Origin of the sequence: Aporhodopirellula rubra (genome assembly GCF_014192335.1) — a bacterium.
Lineage (GTDB): Bacteria > Planctomycetota > Planctomycetia > Pirellulales > Pirellulaceae > Rhodopirellula > Rhodopirellula rubra.
This window is the reverse complement of the sequence record NZ_JACHXU010000006.1, coordinates 300,032-322,918: the sequence shown is the minus strand read 5'-3', so window position 1 is coordinate 322,918 and position 22,887 is coordinate 300,032. Positions and strand designations below refer to the sequence as shown.

Sequence of the window (22,887 nt, the reverse complement as noted above, 5' to 3'; positions counted from 1 at the left end):
GGCCGTTCTTCTGTCCTGTGTCCCAGATTCTCCCGATCGGATGCGTTTTTTCGCGTTTCTCTTAGTTGTGACCTATTCTTGCTAGACGAATCCATGTGGATACGTTGCGACTGCCTAGCTGGACAGCGCCATTTTGCTTTTGGCTGAATTGGTTTCACGGTGATTTTGGCTCGACTCTTTTGATTGTATCGGGATCAATTCCCATCGCTCGATAGGCGGCGAATCGTTTCCTTCGGTGGTGGTAGCTCGCTTCGGCGTTGCGGCGTTGGTAATATACGATTCGGTTGAGCTCAGCCTCGTACTGAGCTTCGCGAACTTGTCGCGGTAGTCCAATGCAGCGGATCACCATGTTGGTCGCTCGACGCACCTGCTCGAGCGTCAGCCGTTGAGCATCGGTGACAACCTCACTGCGGCACATTTGATAACGAACCCGAGCACAGAACAACTGCGAAACGATCGTCACGATCATGTGCCGATGCACACAGCCCCAGCCACGACATTCAAAGTGATCCCAGCCGAGCTCTTCTTTTGCTTCGCGAAAACACGCTTCCACTTTCCAGCGTCCAAACGCCACTCGCAACAGCTCACGAAGCGTCCAACCACCACGACCAGGAACACGATTGCTGATAAAGTACTTCACCTCACCGGTGCGAACATTTTCCGCGACGATCAATGTGCATTGCGAGCTAACCAAACGACCATCGTGAGTTTTGCGATAGACCACATGCCAGCGGACTTCCCATACTTCGGGGCCTTTGTGCGAATCACGAACTCGGTATCGCTGCGGCGTTTGGCTGGACAAGCCGGGCGAGTACCTCGCGAGGTTTTGCACTTGGCAAGCCTTCGCATCACGGTCAGCCAACCGCGGAAATTTTTTCCTTCGGCCTTTGGTCTTTCGTGCGGCTTTTCGCAGTACTTTGGGCTTCCGCGTCCAGGCGTAAAAGTTCGGCGGAACTTCACCGACAAACGCTTGCTTCCGCTGGTCGAGTCCATCTAGGAATTGACCGTCGCGTCCGTAGAGTTCATCAAACGTCCAGGCTTTCACCACGATCCCATCGGCCATCGACTCGTCGATCAGCATCAAGGCGATTTGAGGCTTGGTCAGAAACTCGATGTCGTCGGGGACATGCGTTTTTTTCGGCGCGGTCGGTCGTTGGCCCAGTCTTCTGGCAAGTATGTGCGAGCGGCGATCAAGCACTGGAACGTTGTCGTGGCAAACGACAGGGCGACGTTGACGACTGCGTTTTCGACTTTGCCGCGGTTCCCGTTGTACTGTCGTTTGACGCCGACGGTTTCCTTTCCCGCTTTGGCGGTTCCTGTTTCGTCGACGACGCCGATGGCGTTCAGGTCGGACTGTTCGTGGGCGACGATCCTGCGACAGCGACGCAAGACCTCGTCATGGTTCCATTGAACGGACTCGAGAAATCTCTGGAGCGTTCTTGGTTTGACGCCTTGCCCCAGAGCGATCGCTTCGACGTTCTTTCGCTGTAGTTCCGATAGCAGTCCTCGAACAATCGCTGGCCTTTGATGCCGTGGAAGCAATCAGCAAAGAGAGCGAGAAATTGGGCAAGCATTTTTCCGAGCGATGCGATATCTTTGAGCGACATAGGAGCGACCTTCCGTGGTTTCGTCGTGAAACATAAGCACACGGAGGGTCGTTTCTTTTTGGCTCCCAAGTCAAGCGAGATAAGTCCCGTCGCAAACACGACTTACCGCAATCCAAAGCCACGAAGTGGCGCTGTCCAGCTAAGTGTGCTGGCAAATACCGTTTGGAAATTTGCAGTACATTGGCATCTGCGCTCGACTGGCTAACCGAAAATCAATGTGACCTCGTATTACTAGACTTGTCATTGCCGGATGCTTTCGGTCTAGACGGTATCCGGAAAATACGATCACAGTTCGCTCACATCCCGATTGTCATGATGACGGGATTGGACGATGACAAGATGGCTCTCGACGCCCTCGATGTTGGTGCCCAGGATTATCTGTTGAAGGGTGACACGAGTTCACGGGAGTTGGAGCGAACGCTGCGGTATGCGATTCAACGTCAGTTGATTCAGAGCGAGAACGCGCGACTGGTAACGGAGTTGAAACGAGCTGCGAGATCGGATGCATTGACCGGCGTGCTAAATCGACATGCCATGATTTCTGAATTCGAACGGCATTGGGTCGATTCGTGTTTGAGCAATTCACCGTTGTCGTGCATTATCCTTGACGTTGACTATTTCAAGAAGATTAATGATCAATTAGGGCACGTAATTGGCGACAAGGTTTTGCGAAGAATCGCCAATCGTATTCGCAGCCACGCACGTCCAGGAGACTGCGTTGCAAGATACGGTGGTGAAGAGTTTTGTGTCATCTTGGTTGATGCCGATGAAGATGTCGCGCAGGCCTGGGCGGAGCAGGTCCGCGCTGAATTGGCCGATTGGACATTCCAGCTCGGGGACCAGCAAATAGGTGTGACTGCGAGTTTTGGTGCTGCGCAGCGAAATGCTCGAACCACAACAATTGAACAGCTGATTAATGCAGCTGATCACGCGCTTCTGAACGCCAAAGAGACTGGTCGAAATCGAGTCGTCACGTCGCGTTCACTTAAAGCAAAACAAGGTGTCTACGTGACGAAGTCGATTGTCAACTTCGACGCCTTAACTGTTTGCCCCGTCATCTGATCATCGAGAGGTTCAGTGAAATGGGGCGGCATGTTTGCGCATGCTGAGTCATTGCGCAAGCGTAGGTTTCCTGGTGGCATTTGAGTCAATCAGATCTCGTCACCTCTGCGATTCGGTTTTGCTCACGGTGTGCCGGTTCGCCGTGGGTGGTGGACCGTTTAGCGGATGAAACTGAGTGTGAGCTCCTCGGTCGATCCGCTCACATCGAGATCCATCGTGAAGCTTTCTTCCGCAGGAGGCGCGTCTTTTAAGGCCTGGCTTAGCGCCGTTCCCATTGCTGCTTTGTTATTAGGTTGCAGAAACGTCAATTCAGTTTTTGGAGCGCGATCGGCAGTGACGACCACGCGAACATCGAATTGGCCTTCACGCAGTTGCGAGGTGGGAGGAACGGTGAATTGACCGTTGATGATTGGGGTCATGGCTGTCGGCGAGTCGACACCGGACTTGGGAACCAAGCTGAGCTTGCCTTTCTCGACGGGAGTCCCGTCGATGTCAACGGTTCCCGAAAGCGTGATGCCCGATGGGCCGCAAGCGACAATGGTGCACATCGTGCACAGCATGAAGGTTGTGAACAAGCGATAGCTAGGAGAGGTCACGAAAGGCGTACACATTGAAGGAGCAAACCGGATTGGATACGAGTGACAGGAAAATGAAGTTGTCGAAGAAGGGGGATGCTCGAACAACGCTCAGATGAGATCGTTGTTCGAGAGAGCGTTAGCGAAGCACACGAGAATGATCGGCATGCGGGCATTCTCGCGTGTGTGGAGATCTCTCAACGCGATATCGTTTGGTTTAACGTTCGTGTTTGTTGACTTCGTGGCCAGCTTTCGTGAGGAATGCTGTGAGCACATCCTGAGCGATTGAGTAAGTCACGAATTCAGTTGATCCGTCGGCGAGGACGAAGTGTGAACCGCCGGCGTGATAGCTGAAGTAGAAGTTTTCATCGTTGTCGGGGAGGTTTCCAAGTCCACCCGTCATGTCTTCGTCATCCAATGGGCCACCAACACCGTCGGAGTTGATCGGGAAACCATAGTAGGGAACGAATCCGCCGCCGCGCTCATCTGGCGAGTCGTAGCATAGAACCGAGTGTCCTACGCCAAACGGTACACCAGTGAAAGTTGTCAACCATCCGCCTGTTTGAACGGAGCCAGGTTTCGCTGGAAACAGGCCTCGTTCACCGACTAGAAGCGTGTTGCTAGTACCGTCCAAAACCGAGGCAAAGCGAACTGGTCCGTACGCGGAACCTTCACTGTGGAACATTCCGTCGGCTGTGTATTTGAACACCGATGGGAAGTTGTTGAAGTTCGAAGCGTCGGTTCCGTGATACTGGTTTGAGGAACGACCGTAGTGTCCTCCATTTCCGAAGTAGTTGGTGCTCGCGCTAACCGCGATCACCGATGAGCCAAAGCCGACATTCACAGGAGTTTGTGAAAGTGGGTCGCTCGGGCAGTTCAGGATGTTGATTTCGGTCAAAATCGCATCAGAATCGAAATCTGGTCCGTAGAGTTCGAGTTTGTTGCTGTCGAGGTCGCTTTGTTCGACATAGGGCAGGATGGCGCGAAGCCAGGTTCTGCCGACTCCGACAAAATTGTCGTTATCTGCCGACGCAGGAAACTGCTTGAAAGTGCTTTCGTAATTGTGGCACGCAAGTGCCAGTTGACGCATGTTGTTACTGCATGACATCCGACGTGCGGCTTCTCGGGCAGATTGCACTGCAGGTAAGAGCAGGCCTACCAGAACGCCGATGATGGCAATGACCACGAGTAACTCGACGAGAGTAAAGCCATGGCGAGAGGGAGTAGATTTGTTGGTGTGAATGCTCACAGTAGGTCCTTGAATGGAGGGAATTGGCAATTGGTTTACAGGTACCAAACGGGGGTATGACTGCACCGGGGTGGGTCATCGTCACGATGCTCTACTCGAACGATCAACGAGAATAAGGAGGGCTCGTTGAATGACGTGTTTTACGATTGGGTGCGTCTTCGCCACGCGAACAAAAGCAACGCGCGGGCCAGTCAATCAAGAACGCCTTTTGTTTTTTATTGGCGCCCAAGGGGTTTAGAATTCTGTGGTTGCCAAAACTCCTTAGCCAGATGCTAGCGTTTAGGATGTTTCCTAACGTTGCGGCAAATGACAAGTCTATATTTGCGCGCGGTTATTGCTTTCGGCACTCGACGGTTGCTGACGCTGTCGGGTGCTAAGGGCTGACGCACGATATGCACATTTTTAGCACACGATTGCGCAAGACATGGGCGATGCCAAGCGGTTCATTCGAATGCGTGTACTGATCTTCTGCTACGCATCAAGAATGCCAATGTGAAAAGGTGGCAGCCAGAGTAAAACAAGTCACGATCGAAACGGGGGCAACCATTTTAGTGGTGTTTGCGACGAGGGATCGGGCGCAACGCGATCGCTTTGAATTGGGAACCCGGACCTTGTAGTGAACGCAACCTCATCAGGTGTCAACTGGTTATCGATATGTTTCGCGGTTGACGTAGGAACGCCCGGGGAGAGGTTTGGTATCAGCTTTTTCCGAAAATATATGGTCTGTCCCTAATGTCGCGAAGGTGAATGACACCTTGATGACGTGGATAGGAATGAACGGACTTAGAGCCCCCTTTGTTGAGGTGTCGGCGTTTTCGGTGCTGGTGAGGGTGGTTCGGTATAACAATCCGTTCAAGACCATTTTTCGCAGGGACGACCGCGCTGGCCGGTTCGTTCGCCCAAAACTGAACGGAAAACACATGCCTCTACACAGTAAAGATGACATTCGCGAAATGATCGACGACGAAGTCTATGCGTCTTCGGATCTTTCGGCGCCAATGCCTAAGTTCAAATTTCCAACCGATGAACAGTCGTCTCAGCACATTTATTCGTCGGTTCATGACGAATTGATGCTCGATGGCAATTCCCGTCAGAACTTGGCTACGTTTTGCCAGACGTGGGCGGAACCGGAAGTGCGCAAGTTGATGGACGAGTGCATGGACAAGAATATGGTCGACAAGGACGAGTATCCTCAGACTGCGGAGATCGAAGGTAGATGCGTTCACATGCTCGCCGATCTTTGGAACTCGCCCGAATCGGCGAACACGATCGGATGTTCCACGACCGGTTCGAGCGAAGCGGCAATGTTGGGTGGCATGGCAATGAAGCGTGCTTGGGAAAAACGTCGAAAGGCTGCGGGGAAGCCGATCGATCGACCGAATTTGGTGACGGGGCCGGTTCAGGTTTGTTGGCACAAGTTCGCTCGCTATTGGGATATCGAGCTTCGCGAAATTCCGATGGAGCACGACCGTCTGATCATGACGCCAGAGGAGGTCATCAATCGTTGCGATGAGAACACGATCGGTGTGGTGCCAACGCTCGGTGTAACGTTTACCTGCCAGTACGAACCCGTCCAAGCGGTCGCGGAAGCGCTGGATCAATTTGAAAAAGAGACCGGTATCGATATTCGGATCCATGTCGACGGGGCGAGCGGAGGATTTCTGGCCCCGTTTTGTGCGCCCGATGTCGTTTGGGATTTTCGGCTTCCACGCGTGAAATCAATTAACACGTCAGGTCACAAGTTTGGTTTGGCGCCGCTAGGTGTCGGTTGGGTAATTTGGCGTGAAGAAGCCGATTTGCCGGAGGAAGAAATCTTCTGGGTGAATTACCTAGGAGGCAATATGCGAGACATCGCGTTGAATTTTTCGCGACCTGGGGGCCAAGTCGTTTGCCAGTACTACAATTTTCTGCGGCTCGGACGCGAAGGGTATCGACGAACGCACACGGCGTGTTACGAAACGGCAAAGTACATTGCAGGGGAGATCGAGAAGCTGGGGCCGTTCGAAGTGATCTATGACGGAGATATGGAGTCCGGCATTCCTGCGTTGTGTTGGAAAATGAAAGAGGGAGTGGATCCTGGGTTCACGCTCTATGATTTTGCGGATCGATTGCGGGCGAGAGGTTGGCAGGTACCGGCGTATTCGCTGCCGGCCAATCGTGAGGAATTGGTCATTCAACGAATCTTGGTTCGGCACGGTGTGAGTCGCGATTTGGGGTCTATCCTCGTTGACGACATCAAGCGTGCCATCAAGCATTTCGAAACACATCCGGTGCACACACCCATGACACCAACCGAAGCATCCGGATTCAAGCACTAGATCATTTTCATTTTGGTCGTAGTCACCGTCGCCCGACGGTGGACCGCGTTCTGGTGAATGTCGCAGCCTTTGATAACCAGCGTCATTCACAGATACGCTCTAGTTAACGACGGGATGAATACACCACGTTTTGCAGGTGCTCGCGTTTTGCAGGCATGCCAGACAGCCTGCAGTTGTTGGCCGGTGTGTCGATTCTCGCATGACGACGTTTGGCTGAAACAGAGTACCCATGCAACTAGCAACTGATGAGCACGAGGAATCGCATTCAACGATTGAAGCGTCGGGCGGATGGCCGTTTGTGTCGCGGCGTGTGAGGATTATCGATGGACGGATCCAGGCGTGGGAGTCACGAAAACATCGTAAAGGCCTTTCGCCGCTGGGCCACCATCGCAACGCATCGTTGCTTTCCGCACGACACTTGAATACTTGGGTCGGTGTTGTCTTTGCAACGGGTGCGGCTTGCTTTGCCGTTGCGAGTTTGTTGAGCTTGTTCCCCGATTTTGCGGGATTGAGCGCGTTCAGCATACGTATCAACGTTCTCTATTTCGCCGGTTCCATTCCGTTCACGATTGCGGCGTGGTTGCAACTCTTTCAGGCAGCGAACGCGAGATTCGAGGCAAAGGACCAGGGGCGAATTGTGTGGTTCGGTTGGTATCCGACCGAGATCGGTTGGCTCAGTTGTGCGTTGCAATTTGTGGGAACGGTTCTTTTCAATCTCAACACGTTCGACGCGATGTCATCATCGCTCGAGTGGCTGCAGGAGGACTTGATCGTCTGGGTTCCCGACTTCGTTGGTTCGATACTATTCCTCGCGTCGGGCTATCTGGCGTTTGTCGAGAACTGCCATGCACACTGGGCGTTGCGTCCACGCAGCCTTTCGTGGTGGATCGTTGTCATTAATCTGCTCGGTTGCATCGGTTTCATGATCTCCGCCTGTTTCGCGTTCGTGTTTCCGGGCGGATCTAGGGATCTAGCCATTGCGTTCTCGACGGCGTGGACACTGCAGGGGGCCGTGTGTTTCTTGATCGGCGCTTTGTTAATGCCGTTGGAAGCGATGGAAACGGCTCCGGCATGAAGCGGACTTTGAATTGCAAGATCGTTAGGATTCTTGTTTGGGATACGGTCTCAAACCCAACAAGATTTCTGATCGTTCGGTGAGTGGTTTGGACGCGTGAGATTGTTCGGTGTGCTCGGCGAGTTGACTGCGCAACAGCTCGTAGACTGCTTGGCGATCGAGGCTCGTGTCGATTTCAATGCACTTGTTTTTGCTTTTGAACAGTTCCACCGTCGGCAGCGTTTCCGCTTTGAATGTGTCGAAGCGAAGTTTGAGACTTTCGACGTTGTCGTCGCTTCGTCCGGTGTATTTGGCGCGACCTAAGATACGTTTTTTGAGGACCGGGTAAGGGCATTCGAAATACAGCATCTTAGGCAGTTCAGTGTCATGACCGAAGATTTCGTACCATCCGTCTAGGTTGGACAGCGACCGGGGGAAACCGTCGAGGAGAAAGTTCTTATTGCCGGTCGTACGAATGATGGTTTCCATCGTGTTCTTGAGGAGCGTCACCGTGATTTCATTGGGAACCAATTGCCCTGCGGCGAGGATCGACCTGATCGTTTCGGCCGTTGGCCCTCCGAGTTCTCGTTCGGCGCGAAGCAGTTCTCCCATTGATAGGTGCGTCCAACCGAGTTGATGTTCGGCCAATTCGCACATCGTGCCTTTGCCCGCACCGGGGCCTCCGAGTACGAACACGACGTTGGGTTGAGGGCACGGTTGCCGCGGGTCGAAGTGGTGAACGACGACTTTTGGCGCTGGCGCAACGCCTTTTTTATAAACGTGCCACTGACGATCCGTCGGTGGCAATTCGTCTTCGCACGTGATGTCGTACGCAAGATGCCCATCGAGACGCGAGATCCTCCAAGAACGGTAGCTGTTCGAGTACGACAACGCGGGACTTCGAGCGGCTTTGCCGTCGGCACGGTCCCAGGCCCTTTTTCCGTTCCAGTAGCCGATGCTCGACAGGGTGCCGGATTCGGACTGGGTAGGCGGAGCGGTAGAGGGGATGAATAAACCATCCACTTCGGGCAGGCCCGCTCCAGACACTTCAATAAAGAATGTGTTGGGCTCGAGTTGGTTGTTTTCGTCCATGGAATCAGATACCGAAAAAGGGGCCACGTTGGTGATCATTCCTGCGTGCCGATATCAGCACACGACCATGGGAGGCGAAACAGTTGCCGCTCACCCACTCGCTTGCACGATGTTGACACGGATTGAATGTGAGGTCGATCGGTGGCATTCGAAGGAATGCTGGCCGGACCGTTGCACGGCGGTGGGATCGTGCCGAGCGATTGTCGCGAGCAGCTCGATAGCGGTCCATGCAACGAAAGGCTAGAGATCAGGGGCCTCAGAGTGATCTCTGTGGCCGCATTCAACGATCACGCGGATCGAATTCGTCTGATGACGTGGCAGAGAAGTGAGATGACGAGCTTAATGCGTTAGCGTTGCTTTTCGCGTTCTTCGATTCTCGCAGGAAAATCGACAACGACTAATTTTTGGTTCTTTTGATCCCAAGTGTATTCTTGGTAGTACGGCAGCATTGGCAATCGAATTCCATCCGGTTGTCCCTTCTTGATGATCTCGGCCATGAAGACTTCATGTGTCAGCGGTTTGGGATCTTGGATGCTCTGCGCATTGCGAAGCTGAATTGCGTGTTCCACACCCATTCCACCAATTTTGCCGACTGATGTTCGGTAAGCTTCGGCGTTGATCATCAGTGGGTTCTTCGACTCGATCTTTGTGCTCGCCGGTACAGCCCCCTCACTCAATGCTTGTTCGAGATCGAGCACATTTTGCGTTGTCTTGCCGACCGTTTCACGCGGCGTTGCGTCATCGGATCCGGATGTCGAGGAGGCAGATGTGTCTGAGGTCGAACTCGAAGGGAAGCAACCGATGGGGGCGGCGAGCACGAGCAAGAGGCCAGCGTGGAAGATGTTTCTCATAATGGGATGCCTGTTGGGGATGTGGCCGCATGAGTCTTGAGGGCAAAAGGATGATTGCCATTGATCGTCACGAATCCGATTAAAGATACTGTGGAACGCGAAGCACAGCAACAAACGACCCCACGCGGTCGTGCGTCATGCGAATCGCAAATCACAGCGTCTCTGTAGGTTGGCTCATCATTTTTTCGGTAACAAACCGAGAGTCATGTCGATAAACGAGGTGACCTTTTCCGCGATGATGCGGTTGCCCTCGGGGACATAGTGAACGTCATCGGGGGCCTTGCCGAGTTCGTTCATTCGGCCGACGAGAATGCCGTCGAGATCATTCACCATGACGCCGTGCTTCTTCATCACGCGTCGTGCTTCGGCTTCGAACGCGGCGGATTTCTCGGGTGACGCGAGGACCTTGATTTTGTGTTCGGGTTCGGCGCAAGGAGGTGTCGTCGTTGCAAAAATCAGGACATCGCACGCCGGTTGGAGTGCCATGACAATCTTCTCCAAATTGGCTCCGTAATCTTCGACGGAGATAAGGCCGTCTTGTTTCCACCCGTACAAATCCCACAATCCGAAGTTGAAGTGAATGACGTCCCATCGCTGACCGGCGACCCAGTCATCAACGTGCTCGGCACCATAAGCGGAGAACTGGCAATTACCTCGGACACGTTCAACGTTGGCGGTGCCCTGTAACGCCTCTTGGACCAAGGGTGTGTACGCGAGCGATATTGAATCACCGATCAAGAGAACTCGAGGAAGGCGTGAGTCAGCTGAGTTCGTCTGGCTCGTCGAAGGGTTGGTTGCTGTTGAGGTTGGCTCGGTTGCGAACACGTCTGGAGCATTCCCTGCAACGAATAGGAGAACGAGTGCGAGGCGATTGAGGGCGGATCGGAGAGGCATGATGGTTTGGCGGGTGCGGGATGGTGGGGGGCGGTGTGGTCGTCGTTGGCTTTGGGGTGAACTTCAGTTGGTCGGTTGGGTGACGGCAGTCCAGATTCGGAGGTTGTCGAAGTGCACGTAGTCATTGAGGCCGGTTGCTTGGATTCCAAAGTTGGTTTTCTTTTCGGTGAGTCCCGGATGTTTCCCTCGTACCTCCATGTCTCCAACTCGGGCAATGAGTTGATCGCCGACGATTTCGACGGTGACGGTATGCCACTGACCGATGGCGAGGTTTAGTTTCTGAGACTCGAGGAGAATATTCTTTTTTTGCCAAGGTCCTTCCTCAATGGGCAATCCTTTCTTTCGTGCCGCATCGGACATCAATTGACGCTTCTTGGATTCACCGAGTTTGGTGATCGAGATCTCGGTGGGTTTGATAACGCAGTTCGCGAGGTGCACCAGATCGTAGTTGATTAGCAGTTTGGCGTACGAATCGCCTTCAAACCTGACATCGAATTGATAGATGACGTCTTGGTGATTGAGGAGGAATTTGCGGAAAGCGGTGTGTTTGTTTTTGGCGAGCTCCTTGCCTTTGATGAATTCCCGGTCAACGATTTGCCAGTCTCCGACGCCGGTTGATAAGCGAGGAGCCATCTCGATGAATAGCTCTTCGAAGAGGAGTTCGCCTTTGTGTGATCGTTCCAATTCATCGTCCGCCTGGACCGAGATGGCCGATATCGGCATGCAGAGGAGCAATGGCAGCAGAATGAATGATCGATTCATCTTGGGCGACCTCGTGACAATTGGTTAGGGCTCCAACGTCGGTCAGCGTAGGATGATCGACGGATGCTATTCTAACCTGGGCCGGCGGGCGTATGCGAGAAACGCACGTGCGAGTGGAGGTCTGCCGGTTGTGGTCGCCTGGTCGGTTGACTCGTTGCTCGGACCGATTGCTCGGGCTGCGTTGGGCGGTTGTTGACGTGGCAGTCCAACGCGGATCATTTGCCGATGCGGATCAATGCTGACGACTCGGTCAAAGTCGATCCGTACTGCGAGTTCCGCTGGGTTGCGAGAGTCTTGATCAATCCATTCGGTTGTGTGCGCCCCCTTTTGATGTGATTCGCAATCTGGATTTCCGACGCTCGCCAAGCATTTCTTCTCAATGCCATTGAATGGCTACCCTGAGTTTTGCTGGTTCGCAAGGGCGTTTTGGGTAGTCGTTGGTGCGAACGCGTTCCCGCGTGTGTTTTTACAGGGGGATCGGGAAGGCCGGAATTGGCGGGCCGTTATTGCATTGGGTTCAGGTTGATACGGTGGTTTAGAACGTATCGCCGCCAGCGTTGCCGGAGCCTGAGTTGCCGGACGTGGTGCCGTTGTTGGTGCCGGTGTAGCCCTGGTCGCGGTTATCGACGGAGATGTTGTTGGAGACGGTTCCTGTCGCGGTGTTCTCGACCATGTCGATTCCGTCGTCGTAGTTTCCGGATGCGAAGTTTCCGTCGAACAGGCCGTTGTTTTGGTTGAAGTAATATCCGTCCTCAGCATTGTCGGTCGCGTTGTTACCCGTCATCTGGTCATTGTTGCCGTAGAATTGGAAACCGTCGTTTCGGTTGTTGATTGCAAAGTTGCCGCTGAAGGTTGAGAGGTTGTAGGAGAAGTCGTATCCGTCGTCGGTGTTTCCGATTGCACTGTTTCCGGTCATCGTTCCGGCGTTGTTTGAGAAATCGAAGCCGTCGGATCCGTTTTGGTGGGAGGAGTTGTCGTTAAAGTCGCCGAAGTTGTTTCCGAACACGAAGCCGGCAAACGAGTTTCGTCCCGAGTAGTTGTCGACGATGGTGCCGTTACTGTCGTTAAACACGAATCCGTTTCCGTAGTTTTCGTACGATGTGTTGTCGCTGATGGTGTCAAAGTTGTCTGCGAACCAGAACCCGTCGAGGAAGTTGTCGAAGGCAAAGTTATCGCTCACGGTGCCATTGTTCGTCGTGATGCGGAACCCTTCGGAGGCGTTGTCGGTGGATTCGTTTTTATTGAAAAGGCCTTCGTTGTAGATGACTGCGAAACCGGCGAAAGTGTTTTCGGTGGCTTCGTTTTCGGTCACCGTCCCATCGTTAGCACCGATGACGAATCCATATTCACCGTTTTCCATCGCGCGGTTTGTCGACAAAGCCCCGCTGTTGGATGTTAGATAGAACCCAGAGTTTGCGTTGTCCTGAGAGGTATTTTGCGTCAGGGTTGCGTTGTTGTCGTCAATTTCGAATCCGGCTCCTGTGTTGAAATAGGCGCGGTTGAGGCTCAGAGAGCTGGCGGAATCCAACGCCGCGAATCGGAATCCGCCGCCGTTGGCGTCGAAGACACCGTTGCTGAAGATTTGAACGTTGGCGAGATCGTCGTAGGAAGCACCGTTGAAACTCGAGATGCCGTGAAGGCCGCCTTCGATCTCGAAATGGCCGATGCGAGTGTTGTCGGTGGCGACGATTACCGATTGGGTTTCGTCACTGCCATAAAGTAGTGTCGGTGTTCCGATGGTTGCGGTGACGCCCGTGTCGGCTCCCTTAACCATGAACCCGCCTCCGAGCAGGTTTTGACCCGTTTGGACGACGATCGAGTCGGTGGTCGTTACTTCGCCTGCGCCGCCATCGATGATGACGGTGTCGGTGGTTGCTGCGGCGACCGTTGCGGCGAGATCGTCGGTGTCGGCGTCGAGAATGGTGACCGATCCGATTGCGAAGTTCTGTTCCGCGTGCAGAGCTACTTCTTCACCGCCGGGCGTTGGCGTCGGTCGGGTGACGACGTCGATGTCGCGAACGATGACGTCGGTCATTCGCCGTTGCATGTAGGTTCGGCGTCGCGTTCGCCCGCGATCAGTGCCGAGAGGAAGCCGCATCATGAGGATCGCTGCGGTCTGTCCGCCACGAACATCGTCGTGTTGATATTGGGCGCCAACGGTTAGGCGAGAGTCTTGTCCCATCCACGGCAAATCATACGAACGCCATTCGGCGCGCACCCGCGGTCCCGCGACGGTGCGAGCGTTACTGGAGTCGGTATCGAAGTAGTAAGTCCCCGCGAACCCGCGGATTTCGCTGTCGCACCAATTCGGTGTCCTCCACAGTAGCGCTCCCGCTTCGAGATCAAAGCCGTGGTAGGCGCGTTCCTCGTTGTTCTGGACGACTAGGTTTCCGTTGGTGATGACGGCGGTCGGAGCAATGACTTCTTCCGAACCGGATTCCGGAATGTAGAGATTTCCGCGGAAGTCAAAGCGGGCGCTCAGGAGTTCTGTTCCGAGTGTCCCTTGAGAGAACCAATTGCCGTTGCCGGATTGTTTGAGGTCATAGAAGCCGTAGCCGCCCCAGATCCATTCGTCATTAAAAAGGTGTCGAAACGCAAGCCCCGCGTTGCCTTCGCCGCCACCGACATCGGCGAATTGTCCTCGGACGTCCGCGAACAACAGATTCTCGTCGTTGGACATCAACGGAATAAACATGTCCGTATGCAGGCGGATGTCTTCATCGCTGGGGCGTGCGCCTAGTGAGATGTACGCGCGATAGAGCTTGTCCGATTGGGCGGAATCGTAGGCTGGTTCTCCCACCCGCCATTGCGACTGCGCGGCAGAGATATCGGGGAGCAAGCAGCATCCCAACAGCAGGAAGCATCGAACGAGTTGTCGTTGAAGTTCGTGCACGGTTGTTTCCGGAATCGCGTACGAGGGAATCAGTCCCCAGACGTTGGTCCGGGCAGTCTGTTCAGAGCCTCGCTGTTCTATCGACCAGCAAGCGGGGGATCTTGGCCCCATCTTCTGTATCGGAATCCGATGGAAACGATTGAATCGGATTTAGTAAATAATCATAATCTCGCTGGGAAACTTTGCCGGTTCTGGAAAGAACGAGGCCAGGTACCGAGTTTCACGCGCGATGAGAGTCGACGAAGCGAAACGGCCGAGTCGATTAGGAGGTCGGCAGGATGTGAGCGCCGAGGGCCGGGCGGCTGGTAAAGCAGGAAGGCTCGACGCCGGTTTCGGCTTTGTATCGGGTGATCAATGCGTCGATCAACGCCGGGGCGGAATCCTTTTTAACCAACGTCACCGTGCAGCCACCGAATCCGCCACCGGTCATCCGCGAGCCGATCACGCCTCCTTCGGAGTTAATGCCCCGGGCGAGATCGACGAGCAAATCGAGTTCGTCACAACTGACCTCGAAATCATCGCTGAGCGAGTCGTGGCTGGCGTACATGAGTTCGCCGACTTCTTCCCATCGTCCTGCCGAGATTGCATCGGCGGCTTGCGTGGTTCGTTCGATCTCGCCGACAACGTGTCGGGCCCGTTTGTATTCAGGTTCGCTGAGTTGATCGCGGGCGGCTTCGACGTCGTCGATGGAAATGTCTCGCCAGGTCGACTTGCCGATCTTTTTCAAGGCCGAGTCGCATTGCGATCGTCGTTCGGCATACTCACCACCGTTGAGTTCATGTTTGACGTTGCTGTTGGTAATCAACAGGGTGATGTCATCGCTACCGAAAGGGACAGCCGTGATTTCTTGGGAGCGGCAATCGAGTAGCATGAGTTCACCGGATTTACCGAACACGCTGCTGAATTGATCCATGATCCCGCAGGGGACTCCGGCGTAATCGTGTTCGGCCTTTTGGCAGATGAGAGCCTTCTCTCGCATATCAAGTGTGGTCGACGTGGCGGCCTCGAGCAGGGTTGCGGTGGCGACCTCGAGTGCCGCGCTGCTGGACAAACCGCCACCGAGTGGGACGGTCGAATCAAAGCTCACGTTCAACACGGGAGTTTCGCGACCGGGCTTTTGGAATCCGGCCAAAACACCTTGGACGTAGCAGGCCCAGCCCGGTGCGGACGGATTGCTGCCGGGGCTGTCAGTGCTGGTGAGAAGGGCACTCGAGTCCATGCTGATGCTGTGATATTGAGACTGAGCCTCATCGGCGTCGTCCGGTCGCGACCCCGCCATGACGACGTATCGTTCGATCGCCATTGGCAGTACGAATCCGTCGTTGTAATCGATGTGTTCACCAATCAAATTCACCCGGCCAGGGGCGGCGACGATGAATTCGGGAGAGCGCCCGTATCGTTTTTTGTGAGTTTCGCTAACGCGGGCGGCGAGTTCAGAGAGAGTTTCGGTTGCAGTGTCGTTTTCGGTTGTGGTCATGAATGGCTTCTCGTTTCCGGTGCTCTCGCGTAGTTTTTGCCCCTCTAAAATACCCGCCATTGGAGTGGTGGGGAGGAGGTAAGGGCGATTTTGTGAAGAATCGTCCTGAGATTTTTTATCATAATCTCAGCAAAACGGCTTGGGCTAGAAAGCCATCTGCGACGTTTTGGCGATAGCGATCGGGGCCCGGCGGGAGAGCGCTCGCGGCGATTCGGCAAGGAGAAACGAGGTTATTTCACCCATTGAAGCCAAGCGTCAAAGTAGTCCGTCGGGGACACGCCCATGCCCGCGAGAAACGCGTCGTTGAACTTTTTGCCTTCGGAGAGATGGCGGATGACGGTGTCGAAGCCGCGTCGTTTCTGCCGCGTGAGGAAGGAGTCGCAAACGGCAGCGGCGATCAGGTCGGCTCGCTCGGGAGCGAGCTTTCCGGCGAAGAAGTCTTTGCCGGATTTCAGGCTGCCCACCGCGGTGACGAGTTCGGATTGGATGCGGGCCAGTTCGTCGCGGTCGCGTTTGGTGTCCGAGGAGGCGACGACTTTGCCGAGGCCGTCGGAGAACCATCTCGGGACGGAGGCGGCGCGGCTGCGGACGGCGAGGCTGGCGATGGGTGCGACGAGTCGATCCGCGATTTCCTGTTCCTCGTCGCTAGGCGATGCGACCACGGCGACATAGGCCTGGATTCCGTCGTAGGACCAGTGCGATTCCCAATCCGAAGGAAGGCTGCGGCGTTCCACCATCTGAGCGAATTCGCTGTAGTCGTAACGTCGCGGCATGACATAGATGGACGCGCGACCGCCAAAGAACGATTCGGCCGCGTCGCCTTTGGACGCAAGATCCGTGGCGGGCAAAATCATGGAGGCTCGTTGTAGAGCCGCTTCGGCTTGGTCGGCGACCAGTTCGAGCGTTGCCGAAGGCACGTCGCCCCAGAGTGCGAAATGGTCGGAGGTGTGGTTCGCCAAACGGTCAGGCGTTCCGCCCGCGAGGCTGAAGTCTCGCATCGCGATTTCGGCGCGCCGCGCGGTAACTTCCGCGTCCGTGGCTGCGGCGAGCCATGCTTTTTGAGACATCGTGTCGAGTGATTCTTCACGAAGGTTTGGATCGATCGTTGCGCCTTCCTCGATCCATTTCGAGATCAGTTGAATCTCCTCGTCTTTCAAAGGCGGTCGTCCACCGGCGGGCATGCGGTCGCCTTCGGTGCCACGGAGTTTCTTCACCAGGAGGCTGGCTTCGCCTCGTCCCGGTTGGACGATCGGGCCGCTGTCACCGCCACGGAAGAGTCGTGCGAGGGTATCCATCTGCAAGCCACCACGAGCCTGCATCGCACTGATGTGGCAACCGGAGCAATTGGCGACCAGAACGGGGGCGATTTGGCTGGCAAAGTCGACCGTTTCTTTGCCCGTGGGCGTGCCGGCTTTGGGAGTCGGTGACATTTCCGGTGTTGCCGTTGGGGTTGCGGCGGGGGCCGACGTCGCCGGCGTGAGGCTGGTCAGTTGGACGGACGGATCGTTGCCGTCGAATTTGGCGCCCTCGTTGATCCACCGTTCCAGGATAGCCAGTTCGATGGGGGTGACTTTGCCGCCGCCGCGAGGCATGTCGCCCGTTTTGATGGTTTCGATCAGGCGGCTGCCGATCGTGTCACCGGCGAAAATCACGACGCCTTCGGGTGGTCCTTTCATCAGTTCCGCGAATGTGGCGAGAGAGAAGCCACCTTTGCTGCCGCGGATATGACACCCGCCGCATTTGCCGGCGAGAATCGGTGCGACCTGTTTTACAAAACTGACTCCCGTGTTTTCGGCGCTAAACGGGTTCAACATAGGAGTCGCGGTTGTGCCGTTGCCGGACGCCGGTTGTTCGGCTGAGGTTGTTGGCATCGACGTCGCGACAGCGTCGGGGCGTTGCGGCGGCTGAAACGGCGAGATCGCAACTCCTTCGAGTTCAATCAGCACGCGCGCGTCGACAATGCGTTGCATTTTGGGGAGCAGGACGTCGTACAGTTCTGGCGAACCGGCGCGGACGGCAACGTCGACCTGGTTCATCGCCTTTTCGAGCGAGCGGGCGGACTCCTCGAATTGTCCCGCGTTGAACTGTTCGCCCGCCTTTCGCATGCTGACGCTGATCGCCGTGATGGCTTGTCGTGACCGGGTGTCCAGACGTGGCGGTTGCGATTCCGCGGCGTCGGCGGGGCGGATCGAAAAGACGAGAAACACCAGCACGTAGGTCGCGGCTAAGTTCCGAGCGAGGTTCGAGCAGGGAATGCGGCAAGGGCGAACGCGGCTGAAAAAGCGTGGCATGAGAACCCGACGAAGAGAGACGAGGCGATTGGACTGACGCGATCCGGCGGATGCTTTGACGGATGATCAGGCAGACAGGTGGGTTGGGGACGTGACCCCATCATAAACCGCTAAACGCATTCCCGCACAAAATGAACTCGCAAGAAGTTCGCCGGCCGTGGCTGCGGCGGCGGTTGCCGTGTCGGTTTCGGTGCCAGAGAGGATGCCAGAGAAGGCGGATGCGGGCGTCTCCCGTGCGCGCGTCTCTCTTGCGGGCGACTGGAGATACGAGGCCGTGGGTGGACGGTTGTGTGGATGGTAATGGTGAGAGGTTGGTCCTGCAGGATCAGATCGGCTTCGGGGCGGTTGCGTTTCTGAGCGTTTGACTCCCCCCTGGCAATGTGATGTCTTTAGCCCCTTGGGCATTTTGCAAACTACTTCTAAACTGCTGAATTGGCCCGCACCGCAGATTTTCGGCGAATCCGATGAGCAACCGCGAAACAACCGCAGATCCCTCTCTCGATACCTCTCCTTCCTCAGCGACCGCGACTCAGGCGGATGACGCTCAGGGGGCCGTTTTGACCGACCAGCGAATTCTAGTGCTGGATTTCGGATCACAGTACGCTCAGTTGATCGCCCGCCGCGTTCGCGAACAGCATGTGTATTGTCAGATCGTTCGGCATGACATTACGGCCGAACGGATCGCCGAACTGGCGCCGCGCGGCGTGATTTTGTCGGGTGGACCGAACAGCGTTTACGAAGAAGGTGCACCGCAGATCGATCCGGCGATCTTTGATCTCAACATTCCCGTGCTGGGAATTTGCTACGGAATGCAGGTCGCCTGTCAGGCCCTCGGAGGTAAAGTCGACAACACGCCGAGCCGCGAGTTTGGCCGTGCGATGTGCGAGTTCCTCGACCACGATTCGATCTTCCGTGGGATGAAGGACTCCGAGCAGGTTTGGATGAGCCATGGCGATCAGGTTTCGCAAATCGCGGATGATTTCACCGTGATGGCGAGAACGTCGACGTGTCCCTACGCCGCGATCCGGCACAACACGCGTCCTGTTTACGCGATGCAGTTCCACCCCGAAGTCACCCACACGCCACACGGCGGTCAGATCCTGCACAACTTTGTTCGCGAAGTTTGTGGTTGCGACGGCACATGGCGGCTCGGCGATTTCGCGGACGCTGCGGTGGAGCAAATTCGCAAGCAGGTTGGTGACAAGCGGGTGATCTGCGGCCTTTCCGGCGGTGTCGATTCGTCGGTGGTTGCGGCATTGCTCTACAAAGCGATCGGGTCGCAGTTGTCCTGCATCCTTGTCGACAACGGGATGCTCCGAAAGAACGAGCAGAAGATTGTCATCGAGGAATTCTCGAATCACTTTAAGACGGACCTGCATGTTGTTGACGCCGAAGACCAATTCCTCAGCGACTTGGCGGGCGTGGAAGAGCCGCAGGAGAAACGTCGCCGGATCGGTTATGCGTTCATCGAATGCTTCAAATCGGAGGCGACGAAAATTGAGGACGCTCATTTCCTTGCTCAGGGAACGTTGTATCCCGACGTGATTGAGAGCGGAGCGGACAAGGATGGCCCCGCGGCAACGATTAAGCTTCACCACAACGTCGGCGGCCTGCCTGAGGAGCTCGGGTTTGAGTTGATCGAGCCGCTGCGAGATTTGTTCAAAGACGAAGTCCGCCGCCTCGGTTTGGAACTCGGTTTGCCAGAGCAACTCGTATGGCGACACCCCTTCCCCGGTCCTGGGCTCGCGGTGCGATGCCTCGGTGAAGTCACACGGGAGAAGTTGGTCGTGTTGCGTGAAGCCGACGCGATCGTGGTCGAAGAGATCGAAAACGCCGGTTTGTATCGCGAAACGTCCCAAGCGTTTGCGGTCCTTTTGCCGGTCCAAAGTGTCGGCGTCATGGGCGATGCACGGACGTATGACAACGCTGTGGCGGTTCGCTGTGTCAATACGGACGATTTCATGACGGCCGATTGGAGCCACCTACCCTACGACCTGCTCGCCCGAATCAGCACGCGGATCATCAACGAAGTCAAAGGTGTCAATCGCGTTTGTTACGACATCAGCAGCAAACCACCTGCCACGATCGAGTGGGAATAGTCCGGTTTGCGTTTCGCTGCGGTTCCCGATGTACAAACCTCGTCGTCCGTTTACGGATTTCACCGGTCCGACGGTCGAGAGAGGGGGATCAGAAGCGAACGATTGTGGTATTTGGAATATTGAATTCTTCCGAAGGGCACTAAAATCACTCCACGCCGGCGACCGCGGTTGCCGCTCTCGTCACGCTCAGCGAGACAACCAACCAGGCGGCCTTGCCACCGACGACAAACCTGGACGCGAATTTTGGTCAGCCGAAATCTCGGTCCAATCCAACTGAAACCAAACTCCCATTTGCAATCGAGGTGAGTGAGATCTTCGCATAAAATTGCGACCGAAGACGCTCTCCTCCATCCATCCTTCAGCCCTTTGAATATTTCCTATGGCCGGACAATTTATCTATCAAATCACCGACCTGACAAAGAAACACGGTCAGAAGAAGGTTCTTGAGAACGTCAATCTTGCGTTCTACCCAGGCGCCAAAATCGGTGTGCTCGGCCCCAACGGGGCGGGTAAGTCGACTCTGTTGAAGATCATGGCAGGTGTTGATAACGAATACGAAGGCACCGCCCGATTGGGTAAGGGATTCACCGTCGGGTATCTCGAGCAGGAGCCACCGCTGGACCCGACCAAGACCGTTTTTGAGAACGTCCAGGTCGCTGTTGCCGAACGACAAAAGGTGTTGGACCGTTTCAACGAGATCACCGGTTTGCTCGGCGAAGTCACCGATGACGATGAGATGACGAAACTGTGTGACGAGATGGCTGTTCTTCAGGACATCATCGACGCGAACAACCTGTGGGAACTTGATCGGTTCGTCGAAATGTCGATGGCCGTCATGAATTTGCCGCCCGGTGATTCGGAGATCACCAACCTGTCCGGTGGCGAGAAGCGTCGCGTCGCGTTGTGTCAGTTGTTGATTCGCCAGCCCGACTTGTTGCTGCTCGACGAACCGACGAACCACTTGGATGCGGAGAGCGTTTCGTGGCTCGAGCAGCATTTGGCCAAGTACCCTGGGACCGTGGTGGCGGTGACGCACGATCGTTACTTCCTGGACAATGTCGCCCAGTGGATCTTGGAAGTGGATCGCGGCAAGGGAATGCCATTCGAGGGTAACTACACCGCTTGGTTGGAAAACCGTGCGAAGCGGATGGCTCTTGAGGAGCGTCAGCAGAAGGCACGCGAGAAGAACTTGGCTCGCGAGCTTGAGTGGATTCGCATGAGTCCGAAGGCGCGTCAGGCGAAGTCGAAGGCGCGGATCAAGTCGTATGAAGAAATGTCAGCCGAGACGTTTGAGGATCGCCCAGACGAACTGGAAATTCAGATTCCGTCGGGCAAACACCTCGGTTCGCTCGTGATTGAAGCCGAGAAAGTGAACAAGGCGTTCGGCGACAAAACGTTGATGAAGGACATGTCGTTCCGTTTGCCACCAGGTGGAATCGTCGGCATCATCGGTCCCAATGGTGCCGGTAAGACGACGTTGTTCAAAATGTTGACGGGCCAGGAACCAGTTGATTCGGGGACGATCAAGGTGGGTGAAACGGTCGATTTGGGATACGTCGATCAATCTCGTGACAAGCTCGATCCGAACAAGACAATCTTTCAAGAAATCAGTGGCGGCCACGACACAATCGAAATGGGGGGGCGTCCCATGCATGCCCGCTCGTACGTTTCGCGGTTTAACTTCAAAGGCCCCGATCAAGAGAAGAAGGTCGGCATTCTGTCCGGTGGAGAACGCAACCGCGTTCACTTGGCATCGTTGCTTCGCAAAGGTTGTAACGTGTTGCTGCTCGACGAACCGACCAACGACCTCGACGTCGATACGCTGCGGGCACTCGAAGAAGCGATCGCGAGTTTCGCCGGATGCGTTGTCGTGACGTCGCACGACCGTTGGTTCCTTGACCGATTGGCGACCCACATTTTGGCGTTCGAAGGTGACGGCAAAGTGGTTTGGTGTGAAGGCAACTTTGACACCTATGAACGCAATCGTCGCGAACGCATGGGTGAGGATGTGGACGACGATTCTCCGAAGTCGCGGTACAAGAGCATCCACGCCGGTTAGGACGTGGTGGTCGGTTCTCTGCCGCCCCTCGTTAAATAATTCAAATCCGATAAAACATGGGGGTGCATGTCGACGCGTCCCCATTGTTGCGTCGCTCTGAATCCATACTCATATCACTCAACCCTAGGTAATCGACACGATGACGATCCTGCGAGTCGGCCCAAACGAGAAGTACAACGACGGATGGGAGGCTGCCTTCGGCGGCGGAGCCACCCAAAAGCCCAAGAAGAAGACATCAAAGAAGTCGGTTAAGAAATCGGCGAAGAAGAGCGTCGCTAAGGCGGCAAAGGTTTCAAAGCGTGCTGCCGTGAAACCTTCGAAGAAATCGGCTGCTGTGACAGCGAAGAAGTCTGTCAACAAGTCGACAAAGAAATCGTCGAAGAAGTCTGTCAAGAAATCGGCAGCGGCCCCTTCGGTGAAGAAGTCAGTGAAAAAGTCTGCCAAGAAGGCGGCTAAAAAGTCGGTGAAAAAGAGCGTCAAGAAGACCGCCAAGAAATCGGCAAAGAAGAGCGTTAAGAAAACGGTCAAGAAGAAGCGAAGCTAGGGCGATCACGGAACCTCAGCGACTCGGTTCCATCCTCAATGGCTGGTCGGGTGCTACTTT

The 22,887-nt window shown here is 55.3% G+C and carries 15 protein-coding genes and 1 pseudogene; 6 read left to right on the top strand and 10 right to left on the bottom strand.

The window, feature by feature from the left end; genetic code table 11:
- Positions 1 to 154: 154 nt before the first annotated feature.
- Positions 155 to 1,542 (bottom strand): annotated as a pseudogene (locus tag FHS27_RS10865) (IS701 family transposase).
- Between the two features lie 227 nt (positions 1,543 to 1,769).
- Here FHS27_RS10865 and FHS27_RS31370 point away from each other — a divergent pair.
- Positions 1,770 to 2,669: a diguanylate cyclase gene (locus FHS27_RS31370; protein ID WP_261363920.1), complete on the top strand. Its 900-nt coding sequence runs from the start codon at positions 1,770 to 1,772 to the stop codon at positions 2,667 to 2,669.
- A gap of 158 nt (positions 2,670 to 2,827) precedes the next feature.
- Here the strand turns inward: FHS27_RS31370 and FHS27_RS10850 are convergent, their stop codons facing one another.
- Together FHS27_RS10850 and FHS27_RS10845 are read right to left on the bottom strand one after the other, a co-directional pair.
- A complete protein-coding gene (locus FHS27_RS10850; RefSeq protein ID WP_390853198.1) occupies positions 2,828 to 3,265 on the bottom strand; it encodes a hypothetical protein in 438 nt (145 codons plus the stop codon).
- A gap of 196 nt (positions 3,266 to 3,461) precedes the next feature.
- Positions 3,462 to 4,493, bottom strand: coding sequence for a DUF1559 domain-containing protein (locus tag FHS27_RS10845; RefSeq protein ID WP_184304964.1), 1,032 nt, complete (start codon positions 4,491 to 4,493; stop codon positions 3,462 to 3,464).
- 920 nt (positions 4,494 to 5,413) lie between these two features.
- Between FHS27_RS10845 and FHS27_RS10840 the strand changes: the two genes are divergently transcribed.
- Positions 5,414 to 6,811 carry a glutamate decarboxylase gene (locus FHS27_RS10840; RefSeq protein ID WP_184304963.1) on the top strand — a complete coding sequence of 466 codons (1,398 nt, stop codon included), beginning with the start codon at positions 5,414 to 5,416 and terminating at the stop codon, positions 6,809 to 6,811.
- Between the two features lie 229 nt (positions 6,812 to 7,040).
- Positions 7,041 to 7,886, top strand: coding sequence for a hypothetical protein (locus FHS27_RS10835; RefSeq protein ID WP_184304962.1), 846 nt, complete (start codon positions 7,041 to 7,043; stop codon positions 7,884 to 7,886).
- Positions 7,887 to 7,910: 24 nt separating this feature from the next.
- Here the strand turns inward: FHS27_RS10835 and FHS27_RS10830 are convergent, their stop codons facing one another.
- The 7 genes from FHS27_RS10830 to FHS27_RS10800 form a co-directional block, all read right to left on the bottom strand.
- Positions 7,911 to 8,957, bottom strand: a complete 1,047-nt coding sequence (locus FHS27_RS10830) for a nucleoside monophosphate kinase (RefSeq protein ID WP_184304961.1) — start codon at positions 8,955 to 8,957, stop codon at positions 7,911 to 7,913.
- Between the two features lie 347 nt (positions 8,958 to 9,304).
- Positions 9,305 to 9,808 carry a hypothetical protein gene (locus tag FHS27_RS10825; RefSeq protein ID WP_184304960.1) on the bottom strand — a complete coding sequence of 168 codons (504 nt, stop codon included), beginning with the start codon at positions 9,806 to 9,808 and terminating at the stop codon, positions 9,305 to 9,307.
- Between the two features lie 177 nt (positions 9,809 to 9,985).
- The gene (locus tag FHS27_RS10820; RefSeq protein WP_184304959.1) at positions 9,986 to 10,702 is read right to left on the bottom strand and encodes an SGNH/GDSL hydrolase family protein; all 717 of its coding nucleotides are present in this window, start codon (positions 10,700 to 10,702) and stop codon (positions 9,986 to 9,988) included.
- Between the two features lie 63 nt (positions 10,703 to 10,765).
- Positions 10,766 to 11,464, bottom strand: coding sequence for a hypothetical protein (locus FHS27_RS10815; RefSeq protein WP_184304958.1), 699 nt, complete (start codon positions 11,462 to 11,464; stop codon positions 10,766 to 10,768).
- A 535-nt stretch (positions 11,465 to 11,999) separates the two neighbouring features.
- Positions 12,000 to 14,357: a right-handed parallel beta-helix repeat-containing protein gene (locus tag FHS27_RS10810; RefSeq protein ID WP_184304957.1), complete on the bottom strand. Its 2,358-nt coding sequence runs from the start codon at positions 14,355 to 14,357 to the stop codon at positions 12,000 to 12,002.
- A 262-nt stretch (positions 14,358 to 14,619) separates the two neighbouring features.
- A complete protein-coding gene (gene galK / locus FHS27_RS10805) occupies positions 14,620 to 15,894 on the bottom strand; it encodes a galactokinase (RefSeq protein WP_184304956.1) in 1,275 nt (424 codons plus the stop codon).
- Between the two features lie 170 nt (positions 15,895 to 16,064).
- On the bottom strand, positions 16,065 to 18,125 hold the full coding sequence (locus tag FHS27_RS10800; protein ID WP_184304955.1) for a c-type cytochrome domain-containing protein: 2,061 nt from the start codon (positions 18,123 to 18,125) through the stop codon (positions 16,065 to 16,067).
- A gap of 464 nt (positions 18,126 to 18,589) precedes the next feature.
- On the opposite strand from FHS27_RS10800, the gene guaA reads away from it, so the two are divergent.
- From guaA to FHS27_RS10785, 3 genes are all read left to right on the top strand, one after another.
- A complete protein-coding gene (gene guaA, locus FHS27_RS10795; protein ID WP_246419441.1) occupies positions 18,590 to 20,224 on the top strand; it encodes a glutamine-hydrolyzing GMP synthase in 1,635 nt (544 codons plus the stop codon).
- 379 nt (positions 20,225 to 20,603) lie between these two features.
- A complete protein-coding gene (gene ettA, locus FHS27_RS10790) occupies positions 20,604 to 22,283 on the top strand; it encodes an energy-dependent translational throttle protein EttA (RefSeq protein WP_184304954.1) in 1,680 nt (559 codons plus the stop codon).
- Between the two features lie 139 nt (positions 22,284 to 22,422).
- Positions 22,423 to 22,827 (top strand): hypothetical protein, encoded by a 405-nt coding sequence (locus tag FHS27_RS10785; protein WP_184304953.1) that lies wholly within the window; start codon positions 22,423 to 22,425, stop codon positions 22,825 to 22,827.
- Positions 22,828 to 22,887: the final 60 nt, after the last annotated feature.